Raw genomic sequence first — 16536 nt, forward strand, 5'->3', positions numbered from 1 at the left:
TGGCATCATGCGCGGCGGCGGCGGCGTGTGCGGCGATCCGGTGCCGCATCGTCGTCCGTCCCGTCCGAGGCGGATGTGAACGGACCCAGCGTATCAGTGATCTGATCGAGTGTCGGGCGCTCGCCACGAGGTGTGGTATCCAGCGCCTCACGCATCTTGCGCAGGTGGTCGGGCATGGTTCCGCAGCACCCGCCAATGATGGTCGCGCCGGCATCCCGCGCCATGGCGGCATACTGCCCCATCAGTTCGGGCGTGCCGTCATAATGGATGTGACCATCCACATATTTCGGAATGCCTGCATTGCCCTTCGAAATCAGCGGGCGTTCAGTCCCTTGCGCGGCAAATCCCAGTACGGTGCGCAGAATGTCGGATGCGCCGGTGCCGCAATTCGCACCGAAAGCGATGGGAGGATTCGGCAGGGTTTCGACCAGTTGTGCCAGATCGGCCGAGGTGACACCCATCATCGTGCGTCCGGCCGTGTCAAAGCTCATTGTGCCGCACCAGGGCATGTCGGCCAGGGCAAAGGCTTCGGCGCCGGCGCGAAACTCTTCCGGGGCGCTGATGGTTTCCACCCACAGAACATCCACCCCACCTTCTTTCAGCGCTTCCGCCTGTTCGTGGAACATTTCCACGGCTTCCGCGTGCGACAGGCTGCCGACCGGTTCCATGATTTCACCAGTCGGGCCGACCGATCCTGCAACGACGACAGGTCGTCCCGCCTTGTCGGCGATTTCGCGCCCCAGCTCGGCGCCGATGCGGTTAAGCTCGCCCACGCGGTTGTGCGCGTCATGCAGTTTCAGCCGTGCCGCTGTGCCGCCGAACGTGTTGGTCAGGAACAGATCGCTGCCTGCATCAACCGACCCCTGATACAGAGCCCGGATCTTGTCCGGGGCATCCACGTTCCAGAGTTCGGGAGCGTCACCAGATTGCAGGCCCATGTTGAACAGATTCGTTCCCGTGGCCCCATCGGCCAGAATGGCGTCATTGGATTCCAGAAGCTTGCTCAGCGCGTTTGTCATAGGATTGTTCCAGAAAAAGGCGCAAAACGCCGTTAAAAAAAGAGACGCCCCGTGTCTCATGACCAAGGCGTCAAATCAAATTCATAAAACTCATGAAGATCATGAGTCGGACGCCCTGGGCTCAGTTGGTCTCGCTCAGAACCTGTGCCTTGGCTTCCGGCAGAAGCTCGGCCATTTTTGCGCGGATTTCCTCGTCCGAGGACAGGTTGCCCAGGTCACCCGAAACCTTGCGAACGACATCTTCGTGCCCGGCTTCCTCGAAATCGGAAATCACGACCGTCTTTGCATATTCTTCGGCGTCGGCACCGGATTTACCCAGTTTTTCAGCAGCCCAAAGACCCAAAAGCTTGTTGCAGCGGGCTTGTGCCTTGAACTGCATCTCTTCATCATGGGCAAACTTGGCTTCAAAGGCGTTTTCGCGTTCGTCGAACGTCGTCATAGGGCAAGGACCTCTTGGGTTATGTCTTCTTTCCTGATGATATGACTATACGACGTCCCATGCGCAAGGGATTTGCGCTGCGTCAAAGCCTCTCGGGTACATGAACTTGCGGGAAATGGGTGCTTGGACTATGAGGACGCCAACGTGAGGGGACTCAATCCCTCTGTGCAGAGTGGAAAGGTCGCTTATGGCGCGTCGCAAGAAAATCTACGAAGGCAAGGCCAAGATTCTGTACGAAGGCCCCGAACCGGGCACGATCGTCCAGTATTTCAAGGATGACGCCACCGCGTTCAACGCGGAAAAGAAGGACGTGATCGACGGCAAGGGTGTGCTCAACAATCGCCTGTCGGAATTCTTCATGACCGGCCTGACCCAGATCGGCATTCCGAACCACTTCATTCGCCGCCTGAACATGCGTGAACAGCTGGTTCGCAACTGCGAAATCGTTCCGCTGGAAGTGATCGTGCGCAACTATGCCGCTGGATCGATGTCCAAGCGCCTGGGTATTGCAGAGGGCACGCAACTGCCGCGCCCGATCGTCGAGTACTGCTACAAGGACGATTCGCTGGGTGATCCGCTGGTCACCGAAGAACATATCGCCGCGTTTGGCTGGGCCAGCCAGCAGGACATGGACGATATCCTCAGCCTTGCCTTGCGCGTGAACGATTTCATGAGCGGTGTGATGCTGGCGGTGGGCATTCGTCTGGTCGACTTCAAGATCGAGATCGGCCGCGTGTTTGAAGGCGATTATCAGCGACTGATCGTAGCTGACGAGATCAGCCCCGACAGCTGCCGCCTGTGGGATATCGAAACCGGCCAGAAACTGGACAAGGACGTGTTCCGCCGTGATTTGGGCAGTTTGACCGACGCCTATTCCGAAGTTGCACGCCGTTTGGGTGTCCTTCCCAACAACAATGTCACCAAGCCGACGCTGATCAACTAGGAACGGCCGGACCACAAGTTGGCCAAAGCGCCGCAACCGTGTTTGCGGCGCTTTTTCGTTCGCGGTTGAAATTGACAGTTTCCCGTTTCCCCAGCATGTTTGCCTCGGGCAGGCACAAAGGGTTCAGGATGGGTGTCAAATGGCGGAACTGTTTGATCAGACAGTATTTCTGAAGTTTCTGGCCGCCGTGCTTGCAATCTTCAATCCGCTTTACAACATCCCGATTTTTCTGAGCATGACGAAAAACTGCACCGCGGAAGAACGGCGGCATGTTGCGGTTGTTGTCATGATCTCGGTTACCGTCATTGCACTGACCGCTGTTGTGATCGGGGAAGAGGTGCTTGGGGTTTTTGGCATTGATGTGCCGGCTTTCCGGATAGCCGGAGGGATCATCATCTTCGGAATCGGGATGTCGATGTTGAAGGCCGAGGACCGGCCGCCGGGCGATCAGGCCGCGATGGACGACGGGCACGAGCGGAAACTGAATTTTGCCGTCGTACCGCTGGCGATACCTTTGACCATCGGGCCGGGCACGATTGCCATCACGATCGTTTTTTCGCACCAACTGTCGAACGGTGCCGAAATCGTGACGCTGGGTTCGGCGATCCTGATTGCCTGTGCGATCGTGGGGCTGGGATTGTTGTTCGCAGATCAGATCTCGCGCCTGTTGGGTGAGACAATGATCAACGTCCTGACCCGGATCATGGCCATCCTGCTGGTCGCCGTCGCGGTCGAGATGGTTCTGACTGGCACGTTCCATGCGATTGACGCGCATTATCCGGGATTGGTCAAAGAAGGCGAATAGTTGGATTGCTGCGGCAAACTGCTTTGCAAACAGGGTTGTCGAAAGCCATTTGGCGCGCTATCCCCCGCGCAACGAAATGGGTCCCGGATTGCGGCCCGCAGGTGGAGTTGCCAAAATGAAAGCACGGGTTCATGTGATGCTCAAGAACGGGGTGCTGGACCCGCAGGGCGAAGCGGTTCGGCACGCATTGGGCGCAATGGGCTTTGATCAGGTCGAAGGTGTGCGTCAGGGCAAGGTGATCGACCTTGAACTGGCCGATGGTGCGACCGAAGCAGATGTGACCGAGATGTGCGAAAAGCTTTTGGCCAACACGGTTATCGAACGCTACGAGATCGAACTGGTCTGACGGAATGCGGGCCGCGCGTCTGATCACTTACCGTCAGCCGCTTGAGGTAACGACGATCCCGGATCCCGCACCTGCGGAAGACGGCGTGGTCGTGCGGGTGCTGGCCTGCGGCGTGTGCCGGTCTGACTGGCACGCGTGGTCTGGTTCGGACCCGGATGTCATCCTGCCCATGACCCCCGGTCATGAATATTGCGGCGAGGTGGTTTCCGTCGGCGCGCGCGTCACCCGGTGGCGTGTCGGGGATCGGGTGATTGCGCCTTTCATTCTGGCCTGTGGCCGGTGTCCGGATTGTGCGCAGGGTCATCAGACGATCTGCGCGGATCAGGTTGTGCCGGGGTTCACCTGTGACGGCGCTTTTGCAGAATATGTCGCGGTGGCCCATGCCGACGCGAACCTGACATCCTTGCCGGACAGCATCGCGCCGGACATCGCGGCCGCGTTGGGTTGCCGCGTGACGACAGCGTGGCAGGCATTGGTCGGTCGGGCACAGGTTCAGGGCGGTGAATGGATTGCCGTCTTCGGCGGCGGCGGTGTCGGGATTTCCACTTTGCTGCTGGGCAAGGCGCTTGGCGCACGTGTGGTAATTGTCGACATCACGGATGACAAACTAAACTATGCCAAGGCTCTGGGCGCTGACGCGGTGGTCAATGCGGCAACCTGCGATGCGCCTAAGGTGGTGAAGGAAATCACCGGTGGCGGCGCCCATGTTGCGATCGAGGCGCTTGGCGTCGAAGCTACGACCGTTTCCGCGATGCGTTCCCTGCGCAAAATGGGGCGCATGGTGCAGATCGGGATGCCTGCCGGAGATCACACCCAGATGGCGTTGCCGATGGATGTGCTTTACTCTGGCCAGCTTTCCGTCTTTGGCACACGCGGAATGCCAAGCTGGCGCTATCCGTCTTTGTTGTCGCTGATCGCGGGCGGTGGAATTGACCTGAGCCCGTTGGTTACGCGAAAAATATCTCTCAACCAGGTGAGCGCCGAGCTTGCCACCTTTGACCACCCAACCCCTCCGGGCGTTGCGGTCGTCACCGATTTTGTCTCGTAGGAGGGCCCGCCATGCGCGCAGCCGTAATCGTTTTCCCCGGATCAAACTGTGACCGAGACCTCGCGGTCGCCTTTGAGCAGGCTGGTTTTCAGGTCGACATGGTCTGGCACAAAGATGCGGCGCTGCCGGACGGTATTGATATCGTGGGTGTTCCGGGCGGGTTTTCTTACGGTGACTATCTGCGGTGCGGTGCAATCGCTGCGCAGTCGCCGATCTGCAAGGCCGTGGTCAACCACACTGAACGCGGCGGTTATGCGGTCGGGATCTGCAACGGATTTCAGGTTCTGACGGAAACAGGTATCCTGCCGGGGGCGCTGCTGCGCAATGCCGGGCTGAAATACATCTGCAAGACTGTGGGCCTGAAAGTCGAAACCAGCGACAGCGTGTTTACCGGTGGCTATAACGCAGGCGATGTGATCGGTATTCCGATCGCGCATCACGACGGCAACTATTTCGCGGATGAAGCAACGCTGGCGGCGTTGAGAGATCAGGACAGGATCGCATTCACCTATACCGAGAACCCCAACGGATCAGTCGGTGATATCGCGGGGATCCTTTCCGAAAACCGTCGTGTTCTGGGTATGATGCCGCATCCCGAGCGTGCGGCCGATCAAGGGCATGGCGGCACCGACGGGGCGGCGCTGTTCCGCGCATTGTCAGGTGTGTTTGAAGCGGCGTGACTTGAGGTCACGCGCGCCCGCGCGTAACGTCTGATCATGAACTCGGACGTGCGATCAGGCTGGTCAAAGCTGCTGAAACCGTTTCGCGGCGCCCCGTTGGGGTGGCGGCTGCGGCTGGCTGTTATTGTATTGATGGTGGCAACAATCGCAACGGTTTGGATCACCAACCGCTTGTTGACCGACAGGTTCACCGAATCCACCCGCAACCGGGCCGAGCTGCGCCTTGCGCTGTATTCGGGCAATTTGCTGAGCGAACTGCGCCGCAACTCGATCGTGCCCCAGTTGCTGGCGCGGGACCCGACACTGATTTCGGCGCTGCAATCCAGAGACTATTCGTTATCGACGCAGCGTTTGATTTCGTTCGTTGAGGAAATCGGTGCGGCGTCGTTGATGCTGTTGGATGGTGACGGGCGAACGGTTGCGGCGACGGATCGGAACAGGCTGGGCGAGGCGCACAGGAATATTCCGTATTTTGTGGATGCGATCCGGTCAAATGCGACGATCTTTTCCGTTATTCCCAAGGAATCCGGCGGATACAGCTTTGTCTATTCGCGCCGGCTTGAAAACAGTGCGGAAATACTGGGCGTGATCGTTGTCGAAGTTGATCTGCAAAAGTTTGAACAGGCATGGGCCGGTATTTCGGATGCGGTGATGGTCACTGACAGCACCGGAACCATCATTCTGTCCACCGAACCGCGCTGGCGGGGTCTGGATGAGGGGGCGGCCCTGCTGCGTCAACCGCCGCAAGGGGCGATCCAGCGGGCCATTCGCGCGACCACCGATTGGACCGCTCTGCCACCTGACGCCTACCTGCAAGGCGAGGCCGTGATGCGTCTGGAGACGCGCATCCCGTTCCGCGGCTGGCAAATGACATCTTTCACGACCTATGCCTCGATCCGCGAGAAAGTGAACAGCGTTCTGGCGCTCGAGATCATGGGCTTTGCGATTCTTCTGGCGCTGGCGTTCTACGCGCTGAGCCGAAGGGCGACGCTGCGCATGACCCTGTTTCAGCGCGAGTCGGCAGAGCTTCGCGCATTGAACGCCAGGCTACAGCGGGAAATCGCTGAACGCGAACGGGTTGAAAAGACGTTGGATTTGGCCGAACAGACCCTTGCCCAAAGCTCGAAACTTGCAGCTCTGGGTGAGATGTCAGCGGCGGTCAGTCACGAGCTGAATCAACCTCTGGCTGCAATGAAAACCTATTTGGCCGGCGCCCGTCTGCTGTTGCGTCGAAACCGGCCGGAAGAAGCGTTGGCAAGTTTCGGTCGCATCGATGGTCTGATCGAGCGGATGGGGGCGATTACGCGGCAGCTAAAATCTTACGCGCGCAAGGGGGCAGATGCGTTTTCACCTGTAAATCTTGGCGAAGCGCTGGCCTCGGCCTTGTCGATGATGGAACCGCAGTTGCGTCAGCGCCATGTAAAGATCACCCAGATCCTGCCGGAAGAACCGGTGGTGGTGATGGGGGACCGGATGCGGATCGAGCAGGTTATGGTCAACCTCTTGCGCAATGCGCTGGACGCCACCAAATCAGTGGCAGAGCCGGATGTGGAAATCATCCTGGCGGCGGGTGACACGGCTGTCCTGACGGTACGCGACAACGGGCATGGGATCGAGGATATCGAGAACCTGTTCGAGCCGTTTTATACCACCAAACAGCCCGGAGACGGGGTGGGCCTGGGGCTTGCCATCTCGTCGGGGATCGTGAACGACCATGGGGGACGGCTGACTGCGCGCAACGGCCAACACGGCGGCGCGGTGTTTGAAATGCAGTTGCCAGCACTGGGAAGCGACGGCCTTGAGGCCGCGGAATAACGAGGAATGACTATGGCACAGGCCATGAAAATCGCCATTGTGGATGACGAACAGGACATGCGCCAATCGATCAGCCAATGGCTTGCTTTGTCCGGGTATGACACGGAAACCTTTGCCAGCGCCGAGGACGCGCTCAAGGTTCTGGGGCCGGATTATCCGGGGATCGTGATCTCGGACATCAAGATGCCGGGAATGGATGGCATTCAGCTTCTGAAAAAGCTGATGGGGGCCGACAGCACCTTACCGGTGATCATGATCACCGGCCACGGTGATGTGCCGATGGCGGTTGAAGCGATGCGCGTTGGCGCGTTCGACTTCCTTGAAAAACCGTTCAACCCCGATCGGATGTCCGAACTGGCCAAACGCGCCAGCAATGCGCGCCGTCTGACTCTGGACAACCGCGCCTTGCGGCGTGAGCTGTCCGGCGGCACCCAGATCATGAACAAGCTGATCGGTGCCAGCCCGGTCATGGAGCGGCTGCGTGAGGATATTCTGGATCTCGGCCAGGCCGACGGCCATGTGTTGATCGACGGTGAAACCGGCACCGGAAAAACGCTTGTGGCTCACGCGCTTCATGCCGTTGGCAGCCGTGCCGGTAAGAAGTTTGTTTTGGTGTCCTGCGCCGCGCTTGAAGAGGATGCACTGGCCAAGCGCCTGTTTGGCCCGATGATGCCCGAAGATGCGCAACTGCCCGCCATCGAAGAGGCGCGTGGCGGCACGCTGGTTCTGGAAGACGTGGAAGCGTTGAGCGATACGTTGCAGGCCAAACTGCTAAGCGTGATGAACGAGCAGGGCACACCTGCGGAGACCCGGATCGTTGCCATCTCGAACTTGCAGGAGGCGGGCAAGACGTCGGAAGACGTGCTGCGCCCGGACCTGTTTTATCGCTTGGCGGCGCTGCGCATCACCATGCCACCGTTGCGGCAGCGGGGCGAAGATATCCTGACCCTGTTTACCCGTCTCAGCGAGCAGTTTGCCGAAGAATACGGTTGCGATGCACCCCAGGTGAGCGCGCAGGAGGCTGCGCAATTGTTGCAGGCTCCTTGGCCCGGCAATGTGCGCCAGTTGATCAACATTGCCGAACGGGCGGTGCTGCAATCGCGCCGTGGCTCGGGCACCATCGCGTCTCTGTTGATGTCCGATCACGAAGAGATGCAGCCGGTGATGACCACCGAGGGCAAGCCGCTGAAGGAATATGTCGAAGCGTTCGAACGAATGCTGATTGATAATACGATGCGCAGGCACAAAGGCTCTATCGCGTCAGTCATGGACGAGCTTTGCCTTCCTCGCCGGACGCTGAACGAAAAGATGGCCAAATACGGCCTTCAGCGTTCGGACTATCTGTAAGCGATGCGATTTGGGGGCTCTGCCCCTGTCGCCTGTGGCGCCTCCCCCGGGATATTTTTGGCCAGATGAAGGGGGCTGCACCGTTGGTTTGGGGGCGGAATGCAGTTTGCCCATTGTCTTTTCCACAGGGTTGCTTTTATTGTGGCGGAACGGGCCGGGCGAATTTGACGCCTGCAAGTCCCGAATCTTTGAGTTTCGCTGCTGATCCGTTGGTGAGGGTCAAGACCTCGCGGTTCAGCAGACCGATTATGCCCATCAACGGGCAGTGGAGTACCTGAGCCCGGGATCACTGGGCGAAAGGAATAAATGGGCAGGCTGCGTTCAGACGCGCCTGTCGGAGAAGAACCGCGATGACGCGCGCGCAACGATTGAGAGAACGGGCAGGGGGCCACAGCGCCAGACCCTGCCGCGCGCCGTCTGATATCGCCCTGACAAGACACCTCCCCAAAAGCGCCTGTCCGCCTGGACAGGTCAGGACAACGCGTTTGGCGCGGTGCACCAAGGACAAATGGCTAAGAAAATGCTTATCGATGCCACCCACGCGGAGGAAACCCGCGTCGTGGTGGTTGACGGAAACAAGGTCGAGGAGTTCGATTTTGAATCCGAAAACAAACGCCAGCTTGCCGGCAACATCTATCTTGCAAAAGTAACGCGGGTTGAGCCGTCGCTTCAGGCGGCCTTTGTGGATTATGGCGGGAACCGGCATGGTTTCCTGGCATTCTCTGAAATTCACCCGGATTATTACCAGATCCCTGTCGCTGACCGTGAGGCGCTGATGGAGGAAGAGCGCGCCTATGCCGAGGCTATGAAGGCGCGCGATGAGGCTGAGGAGGCCAAATCCAAGAAGCGGCGGACCCGGTCTCGTGCGAAGGCTGCTGACGTGAAATCGGATGATCCGGTTGAAACGATGGAGGTTTCGACCGAACCAACCGGCATGGAAACCATCGATCTGGACGAGGGTGAAGAAGCAGATGTTGATGTTCCGGAAGGAACGTCGCCGATGGAAGTCGTCGCTGAAACTCCGGTAGAGGAGCCGGTTGACGATGACGCGGCGGCCACTGAAGGAGCAACCGAAACCGCTTCGGGTGAGGCTGCTCTGGACGACGTTGCCGAGGAAGCACCTGAACAGGCTGTCGAGGTCTCGGACGACGACGCGGAGGATCAGGCCGAAGAGGCGGTGGAGGCCGTTGAAGACGTTTTATCGGAAGGCGATGAAGCCCAATCCGAGCCCGAGCAAGCAGAAGAACCTGTCGAAGCTGCGGATGATGAACAAGACCCTGATGAGGACGTTGACGAAACCAAAGGTACAGACGCTGCATCAAAAGACGCATCGATTGAATCGGTTGCTGACGATGATGACAGCGAAGACATTCGTCCGCCGCGCAAACCGCGCCCGCGTCGTTACAAAATACAGGAAGTCATCAAAGTACGTCAGGTTCTGCTGGTGCAGGTTGTCAAGGAAGAGCGCGGAAACAAGGGTGCTGCGCTTACGACCTATCTTTCGCTGGCAGGACGGTATTGCGTTCTGATGCCCAATACCGCACGTGGTGGTGGCATCAGCCGCAAGATTACCAACGCGGCGGACCGGAAAAAGCTGAAAGAGATCGCAACGGATATCGATGTGCCAACCGGGGCGGGTTTGATCATTCGAACCGCCGGAGCCAAGCGAACCAAATCTGAGATCAAGCGCGACTATGAATACCTCCAGCGTTTGTGGGAGCAGATCCGGGCGCTGACACTGGAATCCATCGCGCCGGCAAAGATCTATGAAGAAGGTGATCTGATCAAACGGTCGATCCGAGATCTTTACAACCGTGATATCGACGAAGTCTTGGTCGAAGGTGAGGGCGGGTACCGCATCGCCAAGGACTTCATGAAGATGATCATGCCGTCGCACGCCAAGAACGTGAAACGGTACGAAGATGCGCTGCCTCTGTTCGCGCGCTATCAGGTGGAAAGCTATCTGGCCGGGATGTTCAATCCCACCGTACAGCTGAAATCCGGTGGCTATATCGTGATCGGCGTGACGGAAGCGCTGGTGGCGATCGACGTGAACTCGGGCCGGGCAACCAAGGAAGGCTCGATCGAGGAAACCGCACTCAAGACCAACCTTGAAGCTGCGGAAGAGGTTGCACGTCAGTTGCGCCTGCGCGACCTCGCAGGTCTGATTGTCATCGATTTCATCGATATGGACGAGCGCAAGAACAACGCTGCAGTCGAAAAGCGTCTGAAAGACAAGTTGAAAACCGACCGCGCCCGCATTCAGGTTGGTCGTATTTCGGGTTTTGGTCTGCTGGAGATGAGCCGTCAGCGTCTGCGCCCCGGTATGATCGAGGCGACCACACAGCCATGCCCGGCATGCCACGGCACCGGCCTGATCCGTTCGGACGACAACATGGCGCTGTCGATCCTGCGTCAGATCGAAGAGGAAGGCACCCGCCGCCGCTCGCGCGAGGTTCTGGTGCGCTGCCCGGTCAGTATCGCGAACTTCCTGATGAACCAGAAGCGCGAGCATATTGCCCAGATCGAGGCGCGGTATGGGCTTTCGGTGAGGATCGAAGGGGATATCCATTTGGTCAGCCCGGACTTCTCGATGGAGAAATTCAAGACGGCCAGCCGGATCGTTCCCGAGGCCACGGCGCCCGTTGTTTCTGTTGATGCGTCACTGATGGATCTTGTCGATTCATCGGACGCGGAAGAGGCCGAAGAGGAAACCGTTCAGACCGAAGAAGAGGCAAAGCCCAAGCGCAAGCGCCGCCGTCGTCGCCGCAAGAAAGGCTCGGGCAATGGCGATGCGCCCGAGCAGATCGCTGAAGAGGGTGAAGCGCCCGCACAAGAAGACGCAGAGGGCGATACGCCTGTCGTTGAAAATGCTGAACCGGCTGAAGCTGAGGCTTCGGAGGAAGAAAAACCGGCCAAGCCCAAGCGCAAACGCGCCCCGCGTCGTCGCAAGAAAGACGCGGTTGCCGAAGAAGTTGCGGAACAGTCTGAAGAACCTGCCGTCATGACAGCGGACGCCGTGACCGAAGAACCGGCAGCCGAGGAAACCGGTGAGAGCATCGCGAGCGAAAGCGCCGAGTACGTGGCGGAGCAGGTCGAGGTGGTCGCCGAACCAGCCGAAGTACAGGCTGATGCTTCGCTGTCGGCAGAGCAACCTGCAAACGGTGTGGATGCGGCACCAGCGGTTGAAGAAGCGGATGAGGCGGAAAAGCCATCTGCGGAAGCTGTAGAAGCCTCTGAAATTACGGAAACCGACGATCCTGCCGAAGACGGGCCAGCAGAAGCAACAACCGAGCCAGTGCTTGAAGGCGTAGCGGAAGAGCCTGAGCCTGTACCGGCCAAGCCCAGACGACGCGGTTGGTGGTCGCTGGGAAGTTAACGAAAAAGGCGGGCTGATTGGCCCGCCTTTTTTTGACCTGAAACAAAGGTCAGCTGGATTTTTGGATCAGATAGATCTGATGTGCGCCGTCAGTGTCCTGCGAAAGCAGTCTATGCCCGGCCTCGGCACAAAAATGCGGAACATCCACGATGGCCGCAGGATCATCGGCCAGAACCCGCAGAACGGCGCCGTCCGGCATGGATTTCAGTCGTTTGCGGGCTTTCAGGACGGGCAAGGGGCACAACAGGCCCAAGGCGTCCAGGGTATCTGAAATTTCTGACATGATTTTCGGGATAGGGTGAAGTTGTAATATTGTCCAGATTCCGTGCACGAGGATGTGACCGTTTGGCCCCGTGACGGATCGCTCTTCATCACATATGTGCAGAAACATGTTCGGAATCGAAATCATAGACGCGGGACTTCTGCCCGCCATGTTCGTCGCGCTACTGGGTGGCTTGATCAGCTTTCTGTCGCCTTGCGTATTGCCCATCGTACCGCCTTATCTGGCGTATATGAGCGGCGTTACCATACATGAGATGCAGGACGAGGCCCGCGCGCGGCGCAAGGCGACCATGTCGGCGCTGTTCTTTGTCATGGGCCTGTCGACCGTCTTTCTGCTGCTTGGCTTTACCGCATCGGCCTTTGGTGCGTTTGTTCTGCAAAATCAGGTGCTGTTCGCCAAGCTGTCCGGTGCCGTCGTCATCGTCTTTGGCCTTCACTTTCTGAATGTCTTCCGGATTCCTTTTCTGGATCGCGAAGCACGGATTGAAACCGGCGATTCCGGTGGTTCGGTCTTTGGTGCCTATATCCTTGGCCTTGCTTTTGCATTCGGCTGGACCCCGTGCATTGGGCCACAACTGGGGGCGATCCTGTCATTGGCGGCGAACGAAGCGTCGGTCGCGCGTGGCACGTTTCTGCTGGGTGTTTACGCTGCGGGCTTGGGTATTCCGTTCTTGTTGGCAGCCATGTTCCTGAATCGCTCGATGACCGTGATGAACCGGATCAAACCGTATATGGGCACGATCGAGAAGGTCATGGGCGGCCTGCTGTTGTTTGTGGGCATCATGCTGATAACCGGGCTTTTCACCCGCTTCAGCTGGTGGTTGCTGGAGACTTTTCCGGCGCTGGCAAACTTCGGGTGATCAACTGACGCACTTACCTTGACCTCAAGCCTGCGTTAACCTGCGCATCAGAAGGTCAGGGCATGAGCAGTCACAAAAATCAGCCGCAGGTGCGCAGACGTCGGGTGTTCTATATTCCCGGCTATGATCCGATGCCGCCCCGGCGATATCGCGAGCTGTATCGCACCGAGTCTCAGAAACAGGCCCGGATCTCGGGGTACGAGATCGCAATCGCCCCAAAGACAACGGACGGACGTTTTGGCTGGCGCGTGACCTCGGAACAAGATGGCCTGACCGTTGAAACGGAATTCGAGGTTCTGGTGTGGTCCGACATCGTGCGCGACAGCATGTCGGTCTCGATCCCGGCGACCTATTGGCAATTGGCCCGCACGGCGTGGATTTACATATCAACCGGTACGTTGTGGCGTCTGATGCGATTGCGCAAGGGCCCGGTGATCGCGGCGTTGTATCCAGTGGCGATGTTGGTGTCTCAGCTGCTGATCGCGCTTGCGGTGGCATGGGCATGCATAGCCATGGCCGGTTGGTGGGGGCTGTTCCCGGGAGCGGCCGCAGCCGTTGCGCTGTTGTTATGGTTTCGCAAGGTCGACAACCGGCTGTTTGCGTATTACCTGATGCATGATTACGCCTATTCAGCGCAGTTGAACGGGCAAATGCCGGTCGAGCTAAGGGACAGGTTGGCTTCGTTCCGAGAGACGATCGAAGCTGCGCTGAAGTCCGATGTGGATGAGGTGCTGGTCGTTGGCCACAGCTCGGGCGCGCATCTTGGGGCGTCTGTTCTGGCCGGGCTGATCCGAAAAACGAACGTGCAGGAGCGGCGGGCAGCACTGTCTTTCCTCAGCTTGGGGCAGGTGGTTCCGATGGTTTCGTTTCTGCCTCGGGCATACGATTTGCGGTCCGATCTGCATTTCCTGTCCACGCGGTCCGAACTCACCTGGATCGATGTCTCGGCCCCCGGTGATGGCTGCGCCTTTGCGCTTTGCGATCCGGTTGCGGTCACGGGCGTGGCCGACGCCGACAAACGTTGGCCGCTGGTCCTGTCGGCGGCTTTCACGCAAACCTTGTCTCCGGAACGCTGGAAGGTTTTGCGATGGCGGTTTTTTCGCCTGCACTTTCAGTACCTTTGCGCGTTCGACAAGCCGGGAAGCTATGACTATTTCCGGATAACGGCTGGCCCTTTGACGCTGAAGCAAAGGTTTGCGGATCGTGAGGCTTCGCGCAGCCGCATCGAGACGCCTGTCTCCAAGTTCACCTCGGTAAAGCCATGACCATGACCCCGCCCAAGCCAGATCCGCGCCCCGAGAAGGTTTCGTTGCTGCGCTATGTGAAACTGTTCAGACATGACCTGCTGTCGGCGCAGCCAGCCCGGCTGTATCGCGCGTGGATGGCAGAATTCAAAACCCCGTTCTTCCGGTCGTTCCTGATCAATCAACCGGATCTGGTTCAAACCGTCCTCAAGAAACGGGCTGACGATTTCCCCAAATCCGGCAGGATCAGCGAAGGCCTGCGCCCGTTGCTTGGCAATTCGGTGTTTCTGACCAATGGCGAGACCTGGAAACGACAGCGGCGGATTATCGATCCCGCGTTCGAAGGGGGACGTCTGAAGGATACATTCCCGGCCATGCTGGCCGCCGCCGAGGCGTGTGTGGAACGGCTGCGGCCTCATGTCGGGGGGGAACTCGAATTCGAAGAACAGACAAGCCATGCGGCGGCGGATGTGATATTTCGCACCCTGTTTTCCGTTCCTATCGACAACGCTATCGCCAGCCAGGTGTTCGAAAAGTTCCGGGCCTATCAACGCGCGCAACCTTTGCTGAATCTGGCGGCATTTGTTCCTTTGCCAAAGTGGCTGCCCCGGTTTCATTCCGGTGCGACCAAACAGAACGCGCGGGATATCAGGGCGCTGATTGCCGAACTGACCAGAACACGCGCAAAGGCCATCAAGGACGGAACGGCACCTGATGATCTTGCGACCAAGATCATGACGACGGCTGATCCCGAAACCGGGCAATTCTTCGACCCCGAGGAAATGGTTGATCAGGTGGCGATCTTTTTTCTTGCCGGGCATGAAACCAGCGCGTCAGCCTTGGCTTGGACGCTGTACCTGATGGCCCTTTACCCGGAATGGCAGCAGAAGGTTGCAGAGGAGGCCGCCGTTCTGGATGATCCTTCATTTGCCTCTGTTTCAAAACTCCGGATCAGCCGGGATGTGTTCCGTGAAGCGCTGCGCCTTTATCCTCCGGTGCCCATGATGGTCCGCGAGACCACGTGCCCCGAACGGTTCCGTAACCGGGATGTACCGGTTGGCGCGCAGATCGTGATCAGCCCGTGGCATTTGCACCGTCAGGCGCGTTTGTGGGACGATCCGGACGGGTTTGATCCCAGCCGTTGGGGCACGGAAAACGGCAAGCGGTGCCAGCGCGACGCTTACATCCCGTTCTCAGCAGGCCCCCGAGTGTGCACCGGGGCAGGGTTTGCAATGGTCGAAGGGCCGCTGATCCTGTCAATGCTCTTGCGCCGCTACCGGTTCGAAACAATCCCGGGAAAAACACCTGTTCCGGTCGCTCACCTGACGGTTCGATCCAAAGATGGCATATGGTTACGCCTGTTTGAGCGCTAACAACCTACCATCGGTTCACGCCCTGTTGTATGCGGGGAAGAACATCGGAATCATCATTGAACGGGAAAACAATATGTCCAAAGCAGAACAGCGCGCGCAGATGATCAACGGCACGGGCTTTATCGCGGCACTGGATCAAAGCGGCGGATCAACCCCGAAAGCGCTTGCGCTTTATGGTGTCGAGGCATCCGACTACAGCTCGGAGGAAGAGATGTTCGGTGAAATCCAGAAGATGCGTGCCCGCATCATTCTGGCCGACGATTTTACAAAGGACAAAGTGATTGGCGCAATCCTGTTCGAACGTACCCTGGGCGAAGAGATCGAAGGCCGCAAGGTTGCCGATTATCTGTGGTCGGTCAAAGGTATCGTGCCTTTCCTGAAGATCGACAAAGGCTTGGAAGAACAGGCAAATGGCGTTCAGATGATGAAACCGATCCCTGGTCTAGCCGAGACCCTGGCCAAGGCCGATGGTGTGTTCGGCACCAAGGAACGCTCGGTCATTCACGAAGCGAATGCCGATGGCATCGCGGCGGTGGTTGCCCAACAGTTCGACGTCGCCCGCGAAGTCACCGATGCCGGTATGGTTCCGATCGTGGAACCCGAAGTGAACATCCATTCGGAAACCAAGGCCGAGGCGGAAGACATTCTGAAGGCTGAAATTCTCAAAAACCTCGATCAACTGGCCGAGGGTCAGGAAGTGATGCTGAAGCTGACGATCCCGACACAGGCAAACCTGTATGACGCGCTGGCTGACCACCCGCGGGTCTTGCGCGTTGTGGCCCTGTCGGGCGGTTATTCGACGGAAGAAGCCTGTGATCTGCTGGGCCGGAACGGCAAGATGATTGCATCCTTCTCGCGGGCCTTGACCGAAGGTCTGTCGAAGCAGCAGTCAGATGCCGAATTCAACGCGGCCTTGGGTGCCAACATCGACAAGATTTTCAAAGCCTCGGTTTGAT

General features: G+C 58.5%; 15 protein-coding genes. 12 read left to right on the forward strand and 3 right to left on the reverse strand.

Annotated elements, in window-relative coordinates; all coding sequences use genetic code 11:
* Nucleotides 1-5: 5 nt before the first annotated feature.
* Both bmt and I9185_RS02950 read right to left on the reverse strand, forming a co-directional pair.
* Complete coding sequence (gene bmt, locus I9185_RS02945; RefSeq protein ID WP_210092315.1) at nt 6-1019, reverse strand: betaine--homocysteine S-methyltransferase; 1014 nt, start codon at nt 1017-1019, stop codon at nt 6-8.
* 121 nt (nt 1020-1140) lie between these two features.
* Nucleotides 1141-1458, reverse strand: coding sequence for a DUF1476 domain-containing protein (locus I9185_RS02950; RefSeq protein WP_152457893.1), 318 nt, complete (start codon nt 1456-1458; stop codon nt 1141-1143).
* A 187-nt stretch (nt 1459-1645) separates the two neighbouring features.
* Between I9185_RS02950 and purC the strand changes: the two genes are divergently transcribed.
* From purC to I9185_RS02990, 8 genes are all read left to right on the forward strand, one after another.
* Complete coding sequence (purC, locus tag I9185_RS02955) at nt 1646-2401, forward strand: phosphoribosylaminoimidazolesuccinocarboxamide synthase (RefSeq protein ID WP_209833217.1); 756 nt, start codon at nt 1646-1648, stop codon at nt 2399-2401.
* A gap of 139 nt (nt 2402-2540) precedes the next feature.
* Nucleotides 2541-3206, forward strand: coding sequence for a MarC family protein (locus I9185_RS02960; protein WP_210092316.1), 666 nt, complete (start codon nt 2541-2543; stop codon nt 3204-3206).
* Nucleotides 3207-3321: 115 nt separating this feature from the next.
* Complete coding sequence (purS, locus tag I9185_RS02965) at nt 3322-3552, forward strand: phosphoribosylformylglycinamidine synthase subunit PurS (RefSeq protein ID WP_117872765.1); 231 nt, start codon at nt 3322-3324, stop codon at nt 3550-3552.
* A 4-nt stretch (nt 3553-3556) separates the two neighbouring features.
* A complete protein-coding gene (locus I9185_RS02970; RefSeq protein ID WP_210092317.1) occupies nt 3557-4600 on the forward strand; it encodes a zinc-dependent alcohol dehydrogenase family protein in 1044 nt (347 codons plus the stop codon).
* Between the two features lie 11 nt (nt 4601-4611).
* On the forward strand, nt 4612-5280 hold the full coding sequence (purQ, locus tag I9185_RS02975) for a phosphoribosylformylglycinamidine synthase subunit PurQ (protein ID WP_210092318.1): 669 nt from the start codon (nt 4612-4614) through the stop codon (nt 5278-5280).
* Nucleotides 5281-5316: 36 nt separating this feature from the next.
* Nucleotides 5317-7095 (forward strand): ATP-binding protein, encoded by a 1779-nt coding sequence (locus I9185_RS02980; RefSeq protein WP_171632656.1) that lies wholly within the window; start codon nt 5317-5319, stop codon nt 7093-7095.
* Between the two features lie 12 nt (nt 7096-7107).
* Nucleotides 7108-8442: a sigma-54 dependent transcriptional regulator gene (locus I9185_RS02985; RefSeq protein WP_050603452.1), complete on the forward strand. Its 1335-nt coding sequence runs from the start codon at nt 7108-7110 to the stop codon at nt 8440-8442.
* A 508-nt stretch (nt 8443-8950) separates the two neighbouring features.
* On the forward strand, nt 8951-11821 hold the full coding sequence (locus tag I9185_RS02990; RefSeq protein ID WP_210092319.1) for a ribonuclease E/G: 2871 nt from the start codon (nt 8951-8953) through the stop codon (nt 11819-11821).
* Between the two features lie 49 nt (nt 11822-11870).
* Here the strand turns inward: I9185_RS02990 and I9185_RS02995 are convergent, their stop codons facing one another.
* A complete protein-coding gene (locus I9185_RS02995) occupies nt 11871-12104 on the reverse strand; it encodes a sulfurtransferase TusA family protein (protein WP_210092320.1) in 234 nt (77 codons plus the stop codon).
* A gap of 106 nt (nt 12105-12210) precedes the next feature.
* Here I9185_RS02995 and I9185_RS03000 point away from each other — a divergent pair, with 106 nt between their 5' ends.
* The 4 genes from I9185_RS03000 to I9185_RS03015 all read left to right on the forward strand — a co-directional run bounded on the left by I9185_RS03000 (nt 12211) and on the right by I9185_RS03015 (nt 16535).
* Nucleotides 12211-12963, forward strand: a complete 753-nt coding sequence (locus I9185_RS03000) for a cytochrome c biogenesis protein CcdA (protein WP_210092321.1) — start codon at nt 12211-12213, stop codon at nt 12961-12963.
* Nucleotides 12964-13025: 62 nt separating this feature from the next.
* Complete coding sequence (locus I9185_RS03005; protein ID WP_210092322.1) at nt 13026-14228, forward strand: hypothetical protein; 1203 nt, start codon at nt 13026-13028, stop codon at nt 14226-14228.
* Nucleotides 14229-14230: 2 nt separating this feature from the next.
* Nucleotides 14231-15580: a cytochrome P450 gene (locus tag I9185_RS03010; protein WP_210092797.1), complete on the forward strand. Its 1350-nt coding sequence runs from the start codon at nt 14231-14233 to the stop codon at nt 15578-15580.
* Between the two features lie 73 nt (nt 15581-15653).
* Nucleotides 15654-16535, forward strand: coding sequence for a fructose bisphosphate aldolase (locus I9185_RS03015; protein ID WP_210092323.1), 882 nt, complete (start codon nt 15654-15656; stop codon nt 16533-16535).
* The last annotated feature ends 1 nt before the right edge of the window (nt 16536 follow it).

This window comes from Ruegeria sp. HKCCSP346, assembly GCF_017872595.1.
Lineage (GTDB): Bacteria > Pseudomonadota > Alphaproteobacteria > Rhodobacterales > Rhodobacteraceae > Ruegeria.

Coding starts and splice junctions, on each gene's coding strand:
- I9185_RS02985 (WP_050603452.1), top strand. CDS start 7,108: ATGGCACAGGCCATGAAAATCGCCATTGTGGATGACGAACAGGACATG.
- bmt (WP_210092315.1), bottom strand. CDS start 1,019: ATGACAAACGCGCTGAGCAAGCTTCTGGAATCCAATGACGCCATTCTG.
- purC (WP_209833217.1), top strand. CDS start 1,646: ATGGCGCGTCGCAAGAAAATCTACGAAGGCAAGGCCAAGATTCTGTAC.
- I9185_RS02950 (WP_152457893.1), bottom strand. CDS start 1,458: ATGACGACGTTCGACGAACGCGAAAACGCCTTTGAAGCCAAGTTTGCC.
- purQ (WP_210092318.1), top strand. CDS start 4,612: ATGCGCGCAGCCGTAATCGTTTTCCCCGGATCAAACTGTGACCGAGAC.
- I9185_RS02980 (WP_171632656.1), top strand. CDS start 5,317: ATGAACTCGGACGTGCGATCAGGCTGGTCAAAGCTGCTGAAACCGTTT.
- I9185_RS03010 (WP_210092797.1), top strand. CDS start 14,231: ATGACCCCGCCCAAGCCAGATCCGCGCCCCGAGAAGGTTTCGTTGCTG.
- purS (WP_117872765.1), top strand. CDS start 3,322: ATGAAAGCACGGGTTCATGTGATGCTCAAGAACGGGGTGCTGGACCCG.
- I9185_RS02990 (WP_210092319.1), top strand. CDS start 8,951: ATGGCTAAGAAAATGCTTATCGATGCCACCCACGCGGAGGAAACCCGC.
- I9185_RS02970 (WP_210092317.1), top strand. CDS start 3,557: ATGCGGGCCGCGCGTCTGATCACTTACCGTCAGCCGCTTGAGGTAACG.
- I9185_RS02995 (WP_210092320.1), bottom strand. CDS start 12,104: ATGTCAGAAATTTCAGATACCCTGGACGCCTTGGGCCTGTTGTGCCCC.
- I9185_RS02960 (WP_210092316.1), top strand. CDS start 2,541: ATGGCGGAACTGTTTGATCAGACAGTATTTCTGAAGTTTCTGGCCGCC.
- I9185_RS03000 (WP_210092321.1), top strand. CDS start 12,211: ATGTTCGGAATCGAAATCATAGACGCGGGACTTCTGCCCGCCATGTTC.
- I9185_RS03005 (WP_210092322.1), top strand. CDS start 13,026: ATGAGCAGTCACAAAAATCAGCCGCAGGTGCGCAGACGTCGGGTGTTC.
- I9185_RS03015 (WP_210092323.1), top strand. CDS start 15,654: ATGTCCAAAGCAGAACAGCGCGCGCAGATGATCAACGGCACGGGCTTT.